We start from the raw sequence: 16,201 nt of genomic DNA, 5'->3' as shown, positions 1-16,201 counted from the left end.
CCGCGCGCAAGGTCCGGGGCGCTCGCCCGGACAGACTCTGTACAATGATCCGATCGACAACCGGACGCATGGCTGCGACGCGGGCCAATCCGCGCCAGTTGCGGTGCTTCGCGCGCCGCGCGAGCAGCGCCGACGCCCGCCGAAGCGTCCCGCCGCACGACGGACGCCGCGCGCCATGCCATGCCGCCAACGCTTTACCGACATGGCCATCACCTACAAGACTCCCGACGACATCGCGCGCTTGCGCATTTCAGGCCGGCTCGCCGCCGACGTGCTCGCGATGATCGGCGAACACGTGAAGCCCGGCGTCTCGACGGGCGAACTCGACGCGATCTGCCATGACTACATCGTCAACACGCAGAAGGCCGTGGCGGCGAACGTCGGCTACATGGGCTTTCCGAAGACCGTGTGCACGTCGGTCAATTCCGTCGTGTGCCACGGCATTCCCGACCGCAGCGAAGTCCTCAAGGACGGCGACATCATCAACATCGACGTGGCTGTCATCAAGGACGGCTACTTCGGCGACACGAGCCGCATGTACACGGTCGGCGAGCCGAGCACGGTGGCGCGGCAACTGATCGACACGACGTACGAAGCGATGCTCGCGGGCATTCGACAGGTCAGGCCGGGCGCGACGCTCGGCGACGTCGGCAGCGCCATCCAGAAGATCGCCCAGCGCGACGGCTTCTCGATCGTGCGCGACTACTGCGGGCACGGCATCGGCAGGGTGTATCACGAAGATCCGCAGGTGCTGCACTACGGCCAGCCGGGGCAGGGCGTGCGCCTGAAGCCGGGCATGGTGTTCACGATCGAGCCGATGATCAACGCGGGCCGCGCCGGCACGACGGTGATGCGCGACGGCTGGACGGTCGTCACCAAGGATCGCTCGCTGTCCGCGCAATGGGAGCATATGGTCGCCGTCACCGACGACGGCTACGAGCTGCTCACGCCCTGGCCCGACGGCACGGGGCGCTACGAGGCGCCCTGAGCGGCGTTGCCGCGCGCGGGAGCGCGGCGCGGAAACGTTTGTAGTCCGTCGCGCGTGATGGGCCCGGCGCGTGCCGCCTTTGTCGGCGGCTGTCAACCCATGCGTGGTGGCCCGCACTGCGCCGAATTAAAGATTTGACTCGCGCGCCGGTTCGGTTAAAGCTACGCGCTAGCGTTTCACCCGGGTGACAAAAAGGATTTTCGAAGGGATTTTCGACCGCATGAATCCTTCACTGACCGTTCGCCGCATCGCAGCCGATCAGGGCGCCGTCTTCCGCGAGCTTCGTACGGCGTCGCTGCGCGAAGCGCCTTATGCATTCGGCGAGACGCTGGAAGAAGCACTGTCGGCCGATGCGGCCACGTTCGAAGCGACGGCGGCACAGCACGCCACGTCTGCCACGTCGACGTCGTTCATCCTGTACACGGAAGGGCATCCTGCCGGCCTGATCGGCGCGTGTTTCGAAGATGCGCCGTCGCATCGCGCGTTCGTCAGCGAGCTGTGGGTCGCGCCTGCCGTGCGTCATCTGCGCGGCGGCGAGCTGCTCGTCAACACCGCCAGCGAATGGCTTGCCGCGGCGGGCGCCGCCGAGATCTACGCGTGGATCGCCGACGAGAACCGCAACGCCATGCGCTTCTACGAGCGTCTCGGGTTCGGGCCGACCGGCGAGCACGAGCGCATCCCGCGCGCGCCGGACCAGTTCCAGACGCTGCTCGTGCGGCATGTGCCGAAAGCGGCCGGCGGCGGCGATGCCGCTTCCTGACGGCATTTCACTCTTCATCTGTCTCGTCGCCGCGCGCAGCGGCCTGAAACGGCACGTGTCCGGTGTCGTTCGCGCACACACTTTCACCGCTTTTTCGACCGTTCAGTGGACTGCCGCGTTAGCGCGCACCCGGCATTTTCCTGTCGCGTGAAGACTTATTGGCAAAAATGCTCACCGTTCGCCTGGACGCCTGTAAAATACGCAAAATTTTTTGCCCAACGCTATGTCGCCCAGGAAATCGCCATTTTTTGAACTGCGCAGTGGCGCGGTCGACACGCTGCTGTTCGTGGTCAAGACGACCAACCTCGAAGAAATGCATGCCGAGCTGACGCGGCGCTTCGAGGCGACGCCGGAATTCTTTGCGAACGACACCGTGGCGATCGACGTTCGGCGCCTCGCGGAAAATGAACGCGTGCCGCTCGCGGACATCGCGAAGCTGCTGGACAGCGTGCGCATGCGCCCGATCGGCGTAGTCGCCGACATCGCGCAGCAGGCGTGGGCGAACGAAGCGGGGCTGCCGCTGCTCGATGCGCGCGACACTCGCGCAAGCAAAGGCAGCGAAGGCGACGGGGCGCAAGCCGCCGCGCAGCCCGCCGCCGCGGCGGCTGCAGCGCGAGAGCCCGAAGCGGCGTCGTCGGGCGCGGCCGAACCGGTGCGCATCGCCAGCACGTCGTCACAGACGACGGTAGTCGACAAGCCGCTGCGCTCCGGCCAGCGCATCTACGCGAAGGGCGACCTCGTCGTGCTCGGCATGGTGAGCAATGGCGCCGAAGTGATCGCGGAAGGCAACATCCATATTTACGCGCCGCTGCGCGGCCGCGCGCTCGCGGGCGTGCACGGCAATCACGATGCGCGCATTTTCTGCACGTGTCTCGAGCCGGAACTGATTTCGATCGCGGGCATTTACCGCACGGCCGAGAATCCGCTGCCCGCCGACGTGAACGGCAAGCCCGTGCAGATCTGGCTCGACGAAGAAAAGCTGATGATCGAACCGCTGCGGCTCACCTGAAGCGCGCGCAGCGCTTGCAGTGCGCGTGTCGCGCGATGGAACTCCCGCCGGACTCAATAGACGAATTGACGAACACAAGGTAAAGGGTAAATGGCAAAAATCATTGTGGTGACTTCGGGCAAGGGTGGCGTAGGCAAGACGACCACGAGCGCGAGCTTTGCCTCCGGTCTCGCGCTGCGCGGTTCGAAAACGGCCGTGATCGATTTCGACGTCGGCCTGCGTAATCTCGATCTCATCATGGGTTGCGAGCGCCGCGTGGTGTACGACCTGATCAACGTGATCCAGGGCGAAGCGAACCTGAACCAGGCGCTGATCAAGGACAAGAAGTGCGAGAACCTGTTCATCCTCCCGGCGTCGCAGACGCGCGATAAAGACGCGCTGACGATGGAAGGCGTCGAGAAGGTCATCAACGACCTGATCGCGATGGACTTCGAATACATCGTCTGCGATTCGCCGGCGGGGATCGAGTCGGGCGCGCTGCTTGCGATGCACTTCGCCGACGAAGCGCTGATCGTGACGAACCCGGAAGTGTCGTCGGTGCGCGACTCGGACCGCATTCTCGGCATCCTGTCGTCGAAGACCAAGCGCGCGATCGAAAGCAAGGAGCCGATCAAGGAGCATCTGCTCATCACGCGCTACAATCCGAAGCGCGTCAGCGAAGGTGAAATGCTGTCGCTCACCGACATCCAGGAAATCCTGCGCATCGACCTGATCGGCGTGATTCCGGAATCGGAAGCTGTGCTGCATGCGTCGAACCAGGGCTTGCCCGCCGTGCATCTCGAAGGCACGGATGTCGCTGAAGCGTATAAGGACGTCGTGTCGCGTTTCCTCGGCGAGCAGAAGTCGCTTCGCTTTACCGATTACCAGAAGCCGGGCCTGCTGCAGCGCCTCTTCGGCACCAAGTAAAGGGAGGCGCACCTGATGTCGATTCTTTCGTTTCTGCTGGGCGAGAAGAAGAAGTCCGCGTCGATAGCGAAGGAACGCCTGCAGCTGATCATTGCGCACGAGCGCGTCGGCGGTAAAGCGCCGGCTGATTATCTGCCCGCGTTGCAACGTGAACTCGTCGCCGTGATTTCGAAGTACGTGAAAATCTCCGACGACGATATCCGCGTCAATCTCGAACGTCACGACGACCTCGAGGTGCTCGAGGTCAAGATCGAGATTCCGCAGGCTTGAGCGGCCCGCGTCGCGGCACTCGCGGGATGCGCGCCATCGTGTAGCGGTGGCGCGCTTCGCATGCCGGTGAGACAGCGCTTCTGTTTCCTAGCCGTTTTTCTCGGCTTTTCCTTTCGCTTTGTCCCCGCCTCTTCCGTCCCGCGTTTCCCGCTTTGTCTCAGCGCGCCCGCGCGCGAAATAATCCGTTGCACTTGAGGGCGTGCCGTAACACGTCGTCTGTCAGCCCTTTCGTCACCTCGCGCATTGAACGGACAACGCCGTTATCCGGTGCTGACACGAGAGGTGAAAACATGAACAAATCGATTCGTCTGCTGGCCGTTTCGGCTGTGCTCGCGGTATCCGGCCTGTCCGCGGTCGCGAGCGCTTGCGCGGCTGAAGTGATCGTCGTCGCGCCGTCCGCGCCGCCCGTCGAACGCTTCGAAGCCGTGCCCGCGCCGCGCGCCGGCTATGTGTGGGACAAGGGCCACTGGCGCTGGGATCACGGCCGTTATGTCTGGGTCGCGGGGCATTGGCAGATCGAGCGCGCCGGCTATCACTGGGTGCCGGGCCACTGGGTTGCGCACGGCCCGAACTGGCGCTGGGTCCAGGGTCATTGGGCGTGATCGCGAGGTGACCAGCGAACAGGCGGCGATCACGCGTAGGCCATCCGCCTGTTCAACGAACGCGCCCGAGAGCGCGCTTATCGCAACCATCAAGGGAGCTGTCAGATGAGAAAAAGAACCTTGCTCGCGATCGCCGTGCTGGCGGTCACGTTGGCCGGTTGCGTCGTCGTGCCGGCACGCCCCGTGTACTACCATCCCGTGGGCGTGCTCGTGTATTGACGATTGTGGGAGGTCGGGCGCGTTCTACGGATGCGCCCGATTTTGTCTTCGGCAGCACGCGTCCCAACCGGCTTCATTCCTTGGCTTCGGCACGCGGCGTCGCGGGTTCAGTAGCGCTCGCGGTCTGGTCGGTCGCTGCCGGGGTCGGTGGTGTCAGATAGCGCGCCGACAGCGCCTCGTACAACGGCGGCGCGAACAGCGCCGAAATCCTGCTGGACACGAGCGCCGTCGCCATCAGCGAGATCACGAGCGCATGCCCGTTGATCATCTCCATCACGATCACGAACGATGTGATGGGCGACTGCGTGACGGCGGCCAGATAGCCGACCATCGCGAGCGCGATCAGCATCGGCAGCTGCATGTCGCTGAAGATCATGTGCAGGACATTGCCGAAACCCGCGCCGATCGACAGCGACGGCGCAAAGATGCCGCCGGGAATGCCCGGCAAATACGAGCCGACCATCGACGCGAACTTCAGCAGCGGATAGAACACGGACAGGTGCTCGGTGCCATAGAGCAGTCCACGTGCTTCGGAATAGCCGCTGCCGAACGTCGTGCCGCCCGATACGAGGCCGATCACCGCGATCGCGAGCCCGCACAGCGCCGCAAAAGCGACGGGCCGCTCTTCGTTCAGCCGGCGCAGCGGCGCCGGAATCCAGCGCGACGTGTTGAGCAGCAGCCAGCCGAACACGCCGCCCGCAATGCCCGTGACGATGCCCGTGATGACGACGGCCACGGCAAGCAGATTGGGGAAATGCGCGCCGATGTCTATCGTGCCGAAATAGGTGTAGTTGCCATTCAGCCCGAGCGCAATGATGCCGGCGATGATGATTGCCGTGATCAGCACGCCGCTTGCGCGCGCCTCGAAGCTGCGCGTTAGTTCTTCGATCGCGAAAACAATGCCCGCTAGCGGCGTGTTGAAGGCCGCCGACAGCCCCGCGGCCGCCCCCGCCAGCACCAGTTGCCGCTCGATCAGCGCGTTCGAGCGCGGGTACAGCCGGCGCAGGTTGAACATCAGCGCTGCGCCGACCTGCACCGTCGGCCCTTCGCGGCCGATCGTGAAACCGCCCAGAATCGCGAGAAACGACACGGCGATCTTGCCGAGTAGAAGCCGAAAGGTGAGCAGCCGAGCGCCCGATGCGCTCGTATTCGAATGCAGCGTCGCGATCACTTGCGGAATGCCGCTGCCTTCTGCGCCGCGAAAGTAACGACGCGTGAGCCACACCGACGCCGCGGCGACCGCGGGCGTCAGCAGCAGCGTGAGCCAGCGGTGCCGGTTCTGCAGTTCGAGGAAGGCGTTGTAGCCAAAATCGATCAGCCGCGCATAGAACACGGCGACAAGGCCGACGGCGATCGCGCCCAGCCAGAAGATGCCGTACTGGCGCCACAGGCGCCGCACGCGACGGCCGATGCTCGAGGACAGCAGGGGTGTCCGTGACATGTGGAGTCGGGCGGAAAATGGGCAAAAGGGGCAAACGGGTGGGCAAATTATAGTCGGCGGTGCGAAAAGCACGGGGCTAAACGGTGCCAAAACGCGGGTGAAGGCGGCCAGAGGCGGCGCACAAGCGGTGCACAAGCGGTGCCGACCGGCGCGCGTAGACCGTATCACCTGCCAATGCTGTCAAGCGCGGTAACGTCTGGTAACCACGGAACGGTTCCGGCAAGATTTTCCTCTGCCTGTTTCGCGGGCAATTATCATTGCGCTCGGCTACACTTGCTGATTACGACCCAGCAGCTCAAACGGGCAATCAATGAAGCGAATTCTCATCGTCAAAGTTACCTCCATGGGCGACGTGATCCAGGCGCAGCCAATCGTCTCGGATCTGAAGCGCGCGTTTCCGGGCGTCGAGGTCGACTGGGCGGTGGACGAGTCCTTTGCGGAGATCGCTCGCTGGAATCCCGGCATCGATCGCGTGCTGTGCGCGCCGTTGCGCCGCTTCAAGAAGGCGCGGCGCTGGGAGGATTTCAGGGCCATCGCTCAGTCCATCGCCGAACTGCGCGCGAAGCCGTACGACGTCGTCGTCGATATCCACGGTGTGTACAAGAGCGCGATCATCGCGTTTCTGTCGCGCTCGCGGCGGCGGCTCGGCTACCGCTCGCAAGATCTCGGCGAACGCGGCGCGGCGTTCGCCTATACCGGCCGGTTCGCGCCGCCGCGCGATCGCAACGCCTGGAATGGCATGCGTGAAACGGTGAGCACGGCGCTCGGCTATCCGCTCGACGGGCCCGCCGACTACAACCTGCGCATCCCTGCGCCTGCGCGCCCCATCGTCGACACGGGCGGGCGGCCGCTCGCGTTGCTGTTCCATGCGGCGTCGAAGGACGACAAGAAGTGGCCGACGGCGCATTGGGTCGAGATCGCGCGCGATCTCGTGCGGCGCGGCTTTTATGTGGCCGTGCCGTGGGGCTCGGCCGCGGAGCGCAGCGAAGGACTCGCTATCGTCAGCCAGGTGGAGGGCGCCGAACTGCTGCCGCAACTGAGCGTGACCGAAATCGCGCAGACGATCGCGGCCTCGGACTTCGTGATCGGCGTCGACACCGGCTTCGTCCATCTCGCGCATGCGCTCGAGAAGCGCACCGTCATGATTTTCATCGCGACGTCGCGGGAAACCTTTGGCAACAACGTGCCGTTCCGGTCGGTTTCGATTGGCGACGGCAACTCCGTGCCGCCCGTCGCGGAAGCGCTTGCCGCGATCGATCACGTCCATTCCGATGCGCGCGCGCTCGACGGGCATGGCGAATCGGCGGCGGCTGCCTGAAGGCAGGCGGGGCGGGCTGAAACGAGAAAAAAGAAAAGAGGCGCACGCGCAATTCGCCCAATTTCGGACGCCGTCGCGAGACGCCTCTGAAAAGCCCGCGCCTGAAGCGCGCGGACCGAGAGGAAACCTGCAGAACAAACGGGTACAACATCCCTAGAGACAGCGCGTCCGCGGACAAGTTCAACCATTTTTGCCATTTTGTTGATTTTTCGGCAGGCCGTGCGTTGTGGCGTCCGTGGACGGTTTCCGCCGGCCATCGCTTTGCCTGTCGCGTCGGGCTTTTCCGGCTAGGCGCGCCGGCCTGATCGGCGGCTTCATTCCTTCACCTACCGTCTGTCCCGCCGTCGTTCCGCGGTTCTTCCCGCGTCTTCTCCCGCGTCTTCTCCCGCGTCTTCTCCATTACACGCCTGTTAAAACTGTCGCTTTTCTTTCACCTTCCGGCGAACGCATCGGCGCGCTGGACGTGCGCTCGCGGCGCCAGGCCCGGTCGTCCGCGCGCACGCCTGTCCGCCAAGGCTTTGCCGGCGGGCTTCCCCGTCGTGTCACGGGTTTCGATGTGCCGTTCGCACGCTATCTGCGCGCGTCGCCGGTCGGCGTAACGCTTTGCCGCCTGTAACACGAGTCCAGTGGACGCTTACAAATTGCAACGGTCGCCGCTGACCGGTTCGTGTTCAATCGAGGTCATTCGGGGTTCGCTCGAATAACGACACTGACTCACAGGGAGAAGAAAGTGAAACGACTGATGTTGGCTTTGGTGACGGGCGCGCTGCTGGCGGCATCGCTCAGCGGCTGTATCGTGGTGCCGGACGGCGGCTATCACCATCACGGCTACTACTATCGCTAATCGGGCGACAAATGCTGATGGCCGCTCAGGCTCAGGCCGTCAGCATTTCGAACGCGACGACGGCGGCGATCGCAGCCAGATTCGCCGCCACGGCCTCGACGACGATGCCGCGCCAGGTCGCCGGTTTGAAGCGCAGCGCAAGCAGCAGCGAGCCAAGCAGCGCCAGCGCGATGATCACGACGATATCCGCGTTACCCAGATGAAAGTTCATCGATGCCTCGCCGACACCGCCTGGTTCCTGCTCGAGTATAGGCAGATCGAAAAGGGTTACGCGTTTTTCACCTGCCCGGCCACGCGCTTATCGACAAGCCGTTATCGACAGACAAGTCAGGCAAAAAAACCGGCGCGTCGCTTCGCGCCGGGGTTTTTGCGTTGAAGCCGCTAGTCGCCTGATAGTTACATCAGGCGTGCGTCGCGCGTTTCGCGCATGCACAGCACGCCGACGAGGCTGAGCACCGCAGCCGCCGACACGTACATGCCCACCCACGACAGCCCGCCCTGCGCCGCCAGCATCTGCGCGATGTAGGGCGCGACGGACGCGCCCAGGATGCCGCCCAGGTTGTACGCGACGCCCGCGCCCGTATAGCGCACGTTGGTCGGGAAGAGCTCGGGCAAGAGCGCGCCCATCGGCGCGAACGTCACGCCCATCAGGAACAGTTCGATGACAAGGAACAGCTGCACGAGCGGCATCGAGCCGCTGCCGAGCAGCGGCGCCATCGTAAAGCCCGAAAGGATCGCCGCGATGCAGCCGACGACCAGCACCGGCTTGCGGCCGAAGCGGTCGCTCGCCCACGCGGAGATCGGCGTCGCGAGCGCCATGAACACGACGGCTACGCACAACATGCCAAGAAAGCTCTGCCGCGGAATGTGCAGCGTCGACACGCCGTACGACAGCGAGAACACTGTCGAGATATAGAACAGCGTGTAGCAGACGACCATCGCGAACGCACCGAGCAGCACGGGCCACAGATGGCGTCCGAGCAGCGTCGCGACCGGCACGCGCACGCGCTCGTGGCGGTCGATCGCAGCCTGGAAGGCTGGCGTTTCGGCGATTTTCAGGCGCACGTAGAGGCCGAGCGCGACCAGCACCGCGCTGACGAGGAACGGCACGCGCCAGCCCCAACTGCGGAACTGCTCGTCCGACAGCGACAGCGCGAGTCCGAAGAACAAGCCGTTCGACGCCAGGAAGCCGATCGACGGCCCGAGCTGCGGGAACATGCCGAACCAGCCGCGCTTGCCGGCGGGCGCATTTTCGGTCGCGAGCAGCGCGGCGCCGCCCCATTCGCCGCCAAGCCCGATGCCCTGGCCGAAGCGCAGCACGCACAGCAGGATCGGCGCGAGGCTGCCGATCGAATCGTAGCCGGGGACGAAGCCGATCAGCGTCGTCGACAGGCCCATCACGAGCAGCGAGGCGACGAGCGTCGATTTGCGGCCGATGCGGTCGCCGAAGTGGCCGAACAGGAACGAGCCGATCGGCCGCGCGATAAACGCGATGCCGAACGTCACGAATGCCGAGAGCGCCTGCGCCGTCGCCGAGCCGTGCGGGAAAAAGACCGGGCCGATGACGAGCGCGGCGGCCGTCGCGTAGACGTAGAAGTCGTAGAACTCGATCGCCGTGCCGATGAAGCTCGCGAAGATCACGCGCGACGCGCTGCTCCGGCGTCCCGCGCCGGGCTGGGCGCTGGAAAGGGGTGATGAGGACATGCAGGGTCTCCAGATGTCGCGACGCTGCCGCGGGCGGGCGGCGCGTCTTTGTGTGGTGAAGTGTGGGGCGAAGCGGGGACGCGCGCAATCGGACGGGGATCGAAGGCGGCGTGCTCGCGACGCGAGACGTTGCATGTGCAACGAGTCGACAGCCTGCAACGCGCGGACGCTCCGGCGCGCCTCGCCTGTCCGTTCAACAGGGCGGGCAGACGCGGCAGCCTCGCGATGCAAGCCGGGCGGACGCGCGCGCGGGTGGCGCGGCAACGTGACGGTCGGGCTGCGCGACGCGAGCGGGTGAGCAGGTGGCGCGCAGCGATTGCCGGAGATTCCGGCAGGTGTTTAAAAAATTATAGCGAGGGCGGGCGCGCGCGGCAAGGCGGGCATGGGCGCCTTGCCGCACGCGAGTGAATTCAGTCGATGGTTTGCGCCTGCGGCGAAGCGAACGTGCGCAACTGGAATTTGCCGTTGTCGTTGAAGAGCCAGTCTTCGAACAGTTCGACCTGGCCTCTGGCGTCCAGCAGCTTCGAAGGCGGCAGCGGCAGCGGCGCCGAGCGACGCAATGTTGCGAGCGCAGTGCTCTCGGCTTCGTCGTCGCCGTTCGTGCGATACACGTTCGAGGCGACGATCTGCCCATCGCGATCGACGACGAACGACACGACGACCAGCGAGCGCAGCATCGCCTGGGGCGTGCCTTGCAGCACATACGAGGGATTGCGGTCGAGGATGTGCCGTGCGACGGCCGAGCGGTATTGATCGAGCGTCGCGCTGTTGAGCGCGGCGGGCGGCGGTGCAACGGCGGCCGATCGCGGCGGCGGTGTGACCGTGAAATTGCAGGCCGTGGCGAGCAGCACGAACGCGAGCGCCGCGGCTCGCCTGAACGTCGGAATGATGCGGCCTGAAAACGAGAGCGTGGACATCGCAATAACTCGTACGCGAGATATATCTTCATCGTAGACGAAGCGTGTTGCGATTCAATGAGCGTTGCTACCGATGTGAGCGGTGGCGCGCATCGGGAACGCATCGAGCGGGGGATTGGCAGCGAGCTCGCTCGGGCCGCCGGTATGTGAAAGCCGATCTTTCCCGGCCATTGCTGCCTGACGATATTTGGCAATCCGAATATGGCTTCGTGCCAGGTATACCGATTCCGCGTGTCACGGCGAGGTACACCCGAAATATCCCACCCCGGCCTGCTTAACGGCGGTTACGACGAAAACCGCAAGTATGTGCATCACTTCTGCCGCAGGCTTCATGACCCATACCCTCTGCTCCTGACCAGCTCGCGCCTGTGGATTTCGCTGGACACTATGCATCGGGAATCGGACGCCCCGCCACCGAACTCACAGCGGAACAAACCAATAACATTGCGGCGGCGACATTGGCGGGCAGATGGGTGGGTAGAAATGAAAAACGGGCCGAGAGGCCCGTATTCATTGCGTGTCCTGGCGGAGGGTGTGGGATTCGAACCCACGAAGGCCGTAAAGCCTTGCCGGTTTTCAAGACCGGTGCATTCAACCGCTCTGCCAACCCTCCGAGCCCGAAATTGTAACCCGAAACGCGTCCCTCACGGCCACTAAACGAGGTGGCCAATCACGATTCCTTCAGAAAGAGCGCTTGAAGATCGTTGAGGAATGCCTGGCCGAGAGGCGTCGGCGCGATCTTCTCGTGATCTCGCGTAATCAGGCCGCGCTGTTCCGCTTCCTTCAAGGCCGGTTCGATCGATGTCATCGGCAGGCCGGTTCGCTCGATGAAGCGATGCACCGGGAACCCTTCCACGAGTCGCAGCGCATTCAGCATGAACTCGAACGGCAGGTCGCGCGCACCGACTTCATGCTCTTCCTGCACGGCATTGCCCGCCCGCGCTTGCTCGATGAACGTCGCGGGATGCTTGAAGCGCATCTGCCGCAAGATGCGGTTGGGAAACGACAGCTTCGTATGCGCGCCCGCGCCGATGCCCAGATAGTCGCCGAAGCGCCAATAGTTCAGATTGTGTTTGCTCTGCCGATGCGGCTTCGCATACGCCGACACCTCATAGCGCTCGTAGCCCGCCTCGCGCGTGCGTTCGTGAATCCAGTCCTGCATGTCGGCCGATGCGTCGTCGTCGGGCAGCGGCGGCGGGAACTTCGCGAACAGCGTATTGGGTTCCAGCGTCAGGTGATAGAGCGACAGATGCGGCGGCGCGTACGACAAGGCCGTTTCGATATCGGCCTGGCATTCCGCCAAAGTCTGCTTCGGCAGGGCGAACATCAGGTCGAGATTGAAGTTGTCGAACGTCTTCGCGGCCACGTCGACGGCATGGCGCGCCTGCGTCGAATCGTGGATGCGGCCGAGCGCTTTCAGATGCGTCTCGTTGAAGCTCTGAATGCCAACCGACAACCGGTTCACGCCGCTCGCGCGAAACCGGGCGAATTTGTCGGCTTCGAACGTGCCGGGGTTCGCTTCGAGCGTGATTTCGGCGTCGGCATCGAGCGGCAGCAGCGCGCGCACGTCCGACAGCAGCCGGTCGAGCCCCTTCGCCGACATCAGGCTAGGCGTGCCGCCGCCGATGAACACGGTATGCACCTGCCGTCCCCAGACGAGCGGCAGCGCCTGTTCGAGATCGCCGCGCAACGCGTCGAGATAGTCGTCTTCGGGAAACGCGCCGCCTTTCGACTCATGCGAATTGAAGTCGCAATACGGACACTTGCGCACGCACCATGGGAAATGCACGTACAGCGCCAGGGGCGGCAGTGACGTCAGCCGGATGCTGCCGGGCGACGTGAACGCCTTGATCACGCCGGCGCCTGACGTCGATGCGATGCTCACGCTTCCTCCTTCAGCCGCGCGAACAGCTGCTGCAACGCGATCGCGCGATGGCTGTTCGCGTTCTTCACGGCGGGATCGAGTTCGGCCGCCGTCGCGTTCAGCGCGGGCAGGAAGAAGTATGGGTCGTAGCCGAAGCCGTTCGCGCCGCGCGGCGCATCGAGCAGCTCGCCGTGCCAGCGGCCTTCCGCGATCAGCGGTTCCGGGTCGTCGGCGTGGCGCACCAGCGCGAGCACGCAGAAGTAGTACGCGCGGCGGTCGGTCGCGTTCTTCAGTTCACCGACGAGGCGCGCGTTGTTGGCCGCGTCGCTCTTCTCGCCGCCCGCAAGCTGCGCATAGCGCGCCGACCAGACGCCGGGCGCGCCGCGCAGCGCGCGCACGCACAGGCCGGAATCGTCGGCGATCGCGGGCAGAGCCGTCAGCTTCGACGCGTGCCGCGCCTTGGTCAGCGCGTTCTCGACGAAGGTCGGATGAGGCTCCTCCGCCTCGGGCACATTCAGCGCGCCTTGCGGAATCAGCTCGATGCCCGCCGTGCCGAACAGCGCGGAAAACTCGCGCAGCTTGCCCGCGTTGTTCGATGCAAGCACGATCCTGCGCAGCGCGTTGTCGCGAAGATCATTCACCCTTCAACTCCAGTGCTTCCTTCTGCATCGCGATGAGCGTCGCGATGCCGCCTTGCGCGAGATCGAGCAACTTGTTCATCTCGTCGCGCGAGAACGGCACGCCTTCCGCCGTGCCCTGAATTTCGACGAAGCCGCCGTCGCCCGTCATCACGACGTTCATGTCAGTGTCGCACTTCGAGTCTTCGTCGTAGTCGAGATCGAGCACGGGCACGCCGTCGAACACGCCGACGGAAATGGCCGCGACGTAGTCGTTGATCGGCGAGCTTTCGATGCGGCCCGTTGCGAGCAGCTTCGCGACGGCATCGTGCGCGGCGACGAACGCACCCGTGATGCTCGCCGTGCGCGTGCCGCCGTCGGCCTGGATCACATCGCAATCGATGTTCAGCGTGCGCGCGCCGAGCCGCTCCAGATCGAACACCGAGCGCAGCGCGCGGCCGATCAGCCGCTGGATCTCCTGCGTGCGGCCCGTCTGCTTGCCGCGTGCGGCTTCGCGGTCGCTGCGCGTATGTGTCGCGCGCGGCAGCATGCCGTATTCCGCCGTGAGCCAGCCCTGGCCTCGGTCGCGCAGAAACGCGGGCACGATCTCGGCGACGCTTGCCGTGCAGATCACCTTGGTGTCGCCGAATTCGACCAGCACGGAGCCTTCCGCGTGCTTCGTGTAGTGGCGCGTGATGCGCACGTCGCGCAACTGGTCGGCGGCGCGGCCGCTGGGGCGTTTCGTGGTGTCGTTCATCGTCGGGGAATGAGGAAAGGAGGGCGGAAGGAAACCGCAATTTTACCGCCGATCGCCGCGCCTTCGCCCGCGCTGTTCAACACGGCGCAGCATGGCTGCCGTGCAACGGAAACGCCTGCCATCGGCGAGCGCGCGAACGGGTTCGGATTGGCGCCCGCCCGGGCTTACCCGCAGGCGGCATCCGGCAGGTGCTTCCGGCAAAAATGGGATAATGCGCGTTCTCCGCCTCGCGTCTCGTACACGCCGGGCGACTCGAATCCCTGGTCGTGCGATGCGATGTTCGCGCGGCCACAATCGCGAGACCTGACATGATCTACAGTATGACTGGCTATGCGAGCGCCACGCGCGAACTCGCAGCAGCATCGGGCAACGGCGGCGTCAGCGTGTCCGTCGAATTGCGCACGGTGAACTCGCGCTTTCTCGACCTGAACTTCCGCATGCCGGAAGACGTGCGCGTCTGCGAGCCGACGCTGCGCGAAATGCTGATGAACAAGCTGTCGCGCGGCAAGGTCGATATCCGCATCAACCTGCAGCGCAGCGAGCAGTCGGCGAACGCGGGCGCGCTGAACCGCGACGCGCTCGCGCAACTCGCCGTGCTGGAAGGTGCCGTGCTCGACGCCTTTCCCGATGCGGGCCGCCTGCGCACGGGCGAAATCCTGCGCTGGCCGGGCGTGCTGGCCGAGAGCGGCGTGTCGCCGGACGTGCTGCGCGACGCCGTGCTCGCATGCGGCAAGCAGGCGATCGCGGATCTGATCGACGTGCGCGCGCGTGAAGGCGCGCAGCTTGCGACGATGCTGCTCAACAACGTCGGCGAGATGGAAGCGATCGTCACGAAGATTACGCCGCTCGTGCCGGAGCTGATCGCGAAGCATCAGCAGAAGATCGTCGAGCGCCTGCAGGAAGCACTCGGCATCGCGGCACCGGACCATGCGGCGACGATCGTGTCGCGCGAAGAGATTGCCGAGCGCATCCGTCAGGAAGTGACGATGTACGGCATTCGCATCGACATCGCCGAAGAACTGTCGCGCCTCACCGCGCATCTGAACGAAACGCGTCATGTGATACAGAAGGGCGGCAAGGTCGGCAAGCGTCTGGACTTCATGATGCAGGAGTTGAACCGCGAGGCGAACACGTTGGGCTCGAAGGCGGCGGCGAAGGAACTCGCCGATTCGTCGATGACGCTCAAGCTGCTCATCGAACAGATGCGCGAACAAGTACAAAACCTGGAGTAATACGGGAGTCTCACCAGCATGACCGAACCCAAACCCGAAGCCCGGCGCGAAGGCGCGCCCCGCAATCCGTACGCGGGCGTCTATCCCGGCAACCTGTTCATGGTCGTCGCGCCGTCGGGCGCTGGCAAGTCGACGCTCGTCAACGCGCTGCTCGCGCGCGACCCGGCCATCCGTCTGTCGATTTCGTACACCACGCGCCCCCCGCGTCCGAAAGAGCAGGACGGCGAGCACTATCACTTTACGACCGTCGAAGATTTTCTCCAGCGTCACGACGCGGGCGAGTTTCTCGAAAGCGCCGAAGTGCACGGCAACTACTACGCGACCTCGCGCGTGTGGATCGAAGAGCAGATGAAAAGCGGGCATGACGTGCTGCTCGAAATCGACTGGCAGGGCGCGCAGCAGGTGAAGAAGCAGTTCCGCAATGCCGTCGAAATTTTCATCTTGCCGCCGTCGCTCGAAGCGCTCGAAGAGCGTCTGAAAAAGCGCGGCCAGGACGAGCCGAACGTCATCACGCGACGCCTGCTCGCAGCGGGCAGCGAGATGGCGCACGCAGCGGAAGCGGAGTATGTGGTGATCAACGAAAACTTCGATCGCGCGCTCGGCGAACTGCAATGCCTGGTGTCGGCCACGCGTTCGCGCTTCGCGTCGCAATACGCGCGTCACACGGAGCTCTTCATGCAGCTCGGCATTCACTTGCCGCACGCCTGATCACGGGCGAGCCTGGAAGGACATAAGGTAGAATAACCAACATAC

Annotated in this window: 16 protein-coding genes and 1 tRNA gene; 9 read left to right on the top strand and 8 right to left on the bottom strand. The window is 64.6% G+C overall.

Features of this window, described 5'->3' with window-relative positions:
* The first annotated feature begins 202 nt into the window (after nucleotides 1–202).
* The 6 genes from map (at nucleotide 203) to H3V53_RS26380 (ending at nucleotide 4,535) form a co-directional block, all read left to right on the top strand.
* Nucleotides 203–988: a type I methionyl aminopeptidase gene (gene map, locus H3V53_RS26405; RefSeq protein ID WP_336600460.1), complete on the top strand. Its 786-nt coding sequence runs from the start codon at nucleotides 203–205 to the stop codon at nucleotides 986–988.
* Between the two features lie 220 nt (nucleotides 989–1,208).
* Nucleotides 1,209–1,748: a GNAT family N-acetyltransferase gene (locus tag H3V53_RS26400; RefSeq protein WP_054916809.1), complete on the top strand. Its 540-nt coding sequence runs from the start codon at nucleotides 1,209–1,211 to the stop codon at nucleotides 1,746–1,748.
* A gap of 223 nt (nucleotides 1,749–1,971) precedes the next feature.
* Nucleotides 1,972–2,757 carry a septum site-determining protein MinC gene (minC, locus tag H3V53_RS26395; protein ID WP_336600459.1) on the top strand — a complete coding sequence of 262 codons (786 nt, stop codon included), beginning with the start codon at nucleotides 1,972–1,974 and terminating at the stop codon, nucleotides 2,755–2,757.
* Nucleotides 2,758–2,847: 90 nt separating this feature from the next.
* Entirely contained in the window at nucleotides 2,848–3,663 is an 816-nt protein-coding gene (gene minD / locus H3V53_RS26390; RefSeq protein WP_054916806.1) for a septum site-determining protein MinD, read from the top strand.
* 15 nt (nucleotides 3,664–3,678) lie between these two features.
* Nucleotides 3,679–3,933, top strand: a complete 255-nt coding sequence (minE, locus tag H3V53_RS26385) for a cell division topological specificity factor MinE (protein ID WP_007583338.1) — start codon at nucleotides 3,679–3,681, stop codon at nucleotides 3,931–3,933.
* Nucleotides 3,934–4,223: 290 nt separating this feature from the next.
* Nucleotides 4,224–4,535, top strand: a complete 312-nt coding sequence (locus tag H3V53_RS26380; RefSeq protein WP_336600456.1) for a YXWGXW repeat-containing protein — start codon at nucleotides 4,224–4,226, stop codon at nucleotides 4,533–4,535.
* 292 nt (nucleotides 4,536–4,827) lie between these two features.
* On the opposite strand, the gene H3V53_RS26375 is transcribed toward H3V53_RS26380, so the two are convergent.
* Nucleotides 4,828–6,195 (bottom strand): chloride channel protein, encoded by a 1,368-nt coding sequence (locus H3V53_RS26375; RefSeq protein ID WP_336600455.1) that lies wholly within the window; start codon nucleotides 6,193–6,195, stop codon nucleotides 4,828–4,830.
* 310 nt (nucleotides 6,196–6,505) lie between these two features.
* On the opposite strand from H3V53_RS26375, the gene waaC reads away from it, so the two are divergent.
* Complete coding sequence (waaC, locus tag H3V53_RS26370) at nucleotides 6,506–7,513, top strand: lipopolysaccharide heptosyltransferase I (RefSeq protein ID WP_054916803.1); 1,008 nt, start codon at nucleotides 6,506–6,508, stop codon at nucleotides 7,511–7,513.
* 875 nt (nucleotides 7,514–8,388) lie between these two features.
* Here waaC and H3V53_RS26365 read toward each other — a convergent pair.
* The 7 genes from H3V53_RS26365 to rph all read right to left on the bottom strand — a co-directional run bounded on the left by H3V53_RS26365 (nucleotide 8,389) and on the right by rph (nucleotide 14,216).
* Entirely contained in the window at nucleotides 8,389–8,568 is a 180-nt protein-coding gene (locus H3V53_RS26365) for a hypothetical protein (protein ID WP_054916802.1), read from the bottom strand.
* A 185-nt stretch (nucleotides 8,569–8,753) separates the two neighbouring features.
* Complete coding sequence (locus H3V53_RS26360; protein WP_336600454.1) at nucleotides 8,754–10,061, bottom strand: MFS transporter; 1,308 nt, start codon at nucleotides 10,059–10,061, stop codon at nucleotides 8,754–8,756.
* A gap of 410 nt (nucleotides 10,062–10,471) precedes the next feature.
* On the bottom strand, nucleotides 10,472–10,978 hold the full coding sequence (locus H3V53_RS26355; RefSeq protein ID WP_336600453.1) for an energy transducer TonB: 507 nt from the start codon (nucleotides 10,976–10,978) through the stop codon (nucleotides 10,472–10,474).
* 523 nt (nucleotides 10,979–11,501) lie between these two features.
* Nucleotides 11,502–11,591 (bottom strand) — tRNA-Ser (locus H3V53_RS26350).
* A 57-nt stretch (nucleotides 11,592–11,648) separates the two neighbouring features.
* The gene (gene hemW, locus H3V53_RS26345; protein ID WP_336600452.1) at nucleotides 11,649–12,863 is read right to left on the bottom strand and encodes a radical SAM family heme chaperone HemW; all 1,215 of its coding nucleotides are present in this window, start codon (nucleotides 12,861–12,863) and stop codon (nucleotides 11,649–11,651) included.
* Entirely contained in the window at nucleotides 12,860–13,483 is a 624-nt protein-coding gene (rdgB, locus tag H3V53_RS26340) for an RdgB/HAM1 family non-canonical purine NTP pyrophosphatase (RefSeq protein ID WP_336600451.1), read from the bottom strand. The genes hemW and rdgB overlap by 4 nt, the downstream gene beginning before the upstream one ends.
* On the bottom strand, nucleotides 13,476–14,216 hold the full coding sequence (rph, locus tag H3V53_RS26335) for a ribonuclease PH (RefSeq protein WP_336600450.1): 741 nt from the start codon (nucleotides 14,214–14,216) through the stop codon (nucleotides 13,476–13,478). Before rph ends, rdgB begins: the two co-directional genes overlap by 8 nt.
* A gap of 308 nt (nucleotides 14,217–14,524) precedes the next feature.
* Here rph and H3V53_RS26330 point away from each other — a divergent pair, with 308 nt between their 5' ends.
* Nucleotides 14,525–15,448: a YicC/YloC family endoribonuclease gene (locus H3V53_RS26330; protein ID WP_336600449.1), complete on the top strand. Its 924-nt coding sequence runs from the start codon at nucleotides 14,525–14,527 to the stop codon at nucleotides 15,446–15,448.
* Nucleotides 15,449–15,466: 18 nt separating this feature from the next.
* On the top strand, nucleotides 15,467–16,156 hold the full coding sequence (gene gmk / locus H3V53_RS26325) for a guanylate kinase (RefSeq protein ID WP_054916793.1): 690 nt from the start codon (nucleotides 15,467–15,469) through the stop codon (nucleotides 16,154–16,156).
* Nucleotides 16,157–16,201: the final 45 nt, after the last annotated feature.

Origin of the sequence: Paraburkholderia bengalensis (assembly GCF_037126505.1) — a bacterium.
GTDB classification, from domain to species: domain Bacteria; phylum Pseudomonadota; class Gammaproteobacteria; order Burkholderiales; family Burkholderiaceae; genus Paraburkholderia; species Paraburkholderia bengalensis.
The sequence above is the reverse complement of the archived record's forward strand: the minus strand, read 5'-3'. Positions and strand labels throughout refer to the sequence as shown.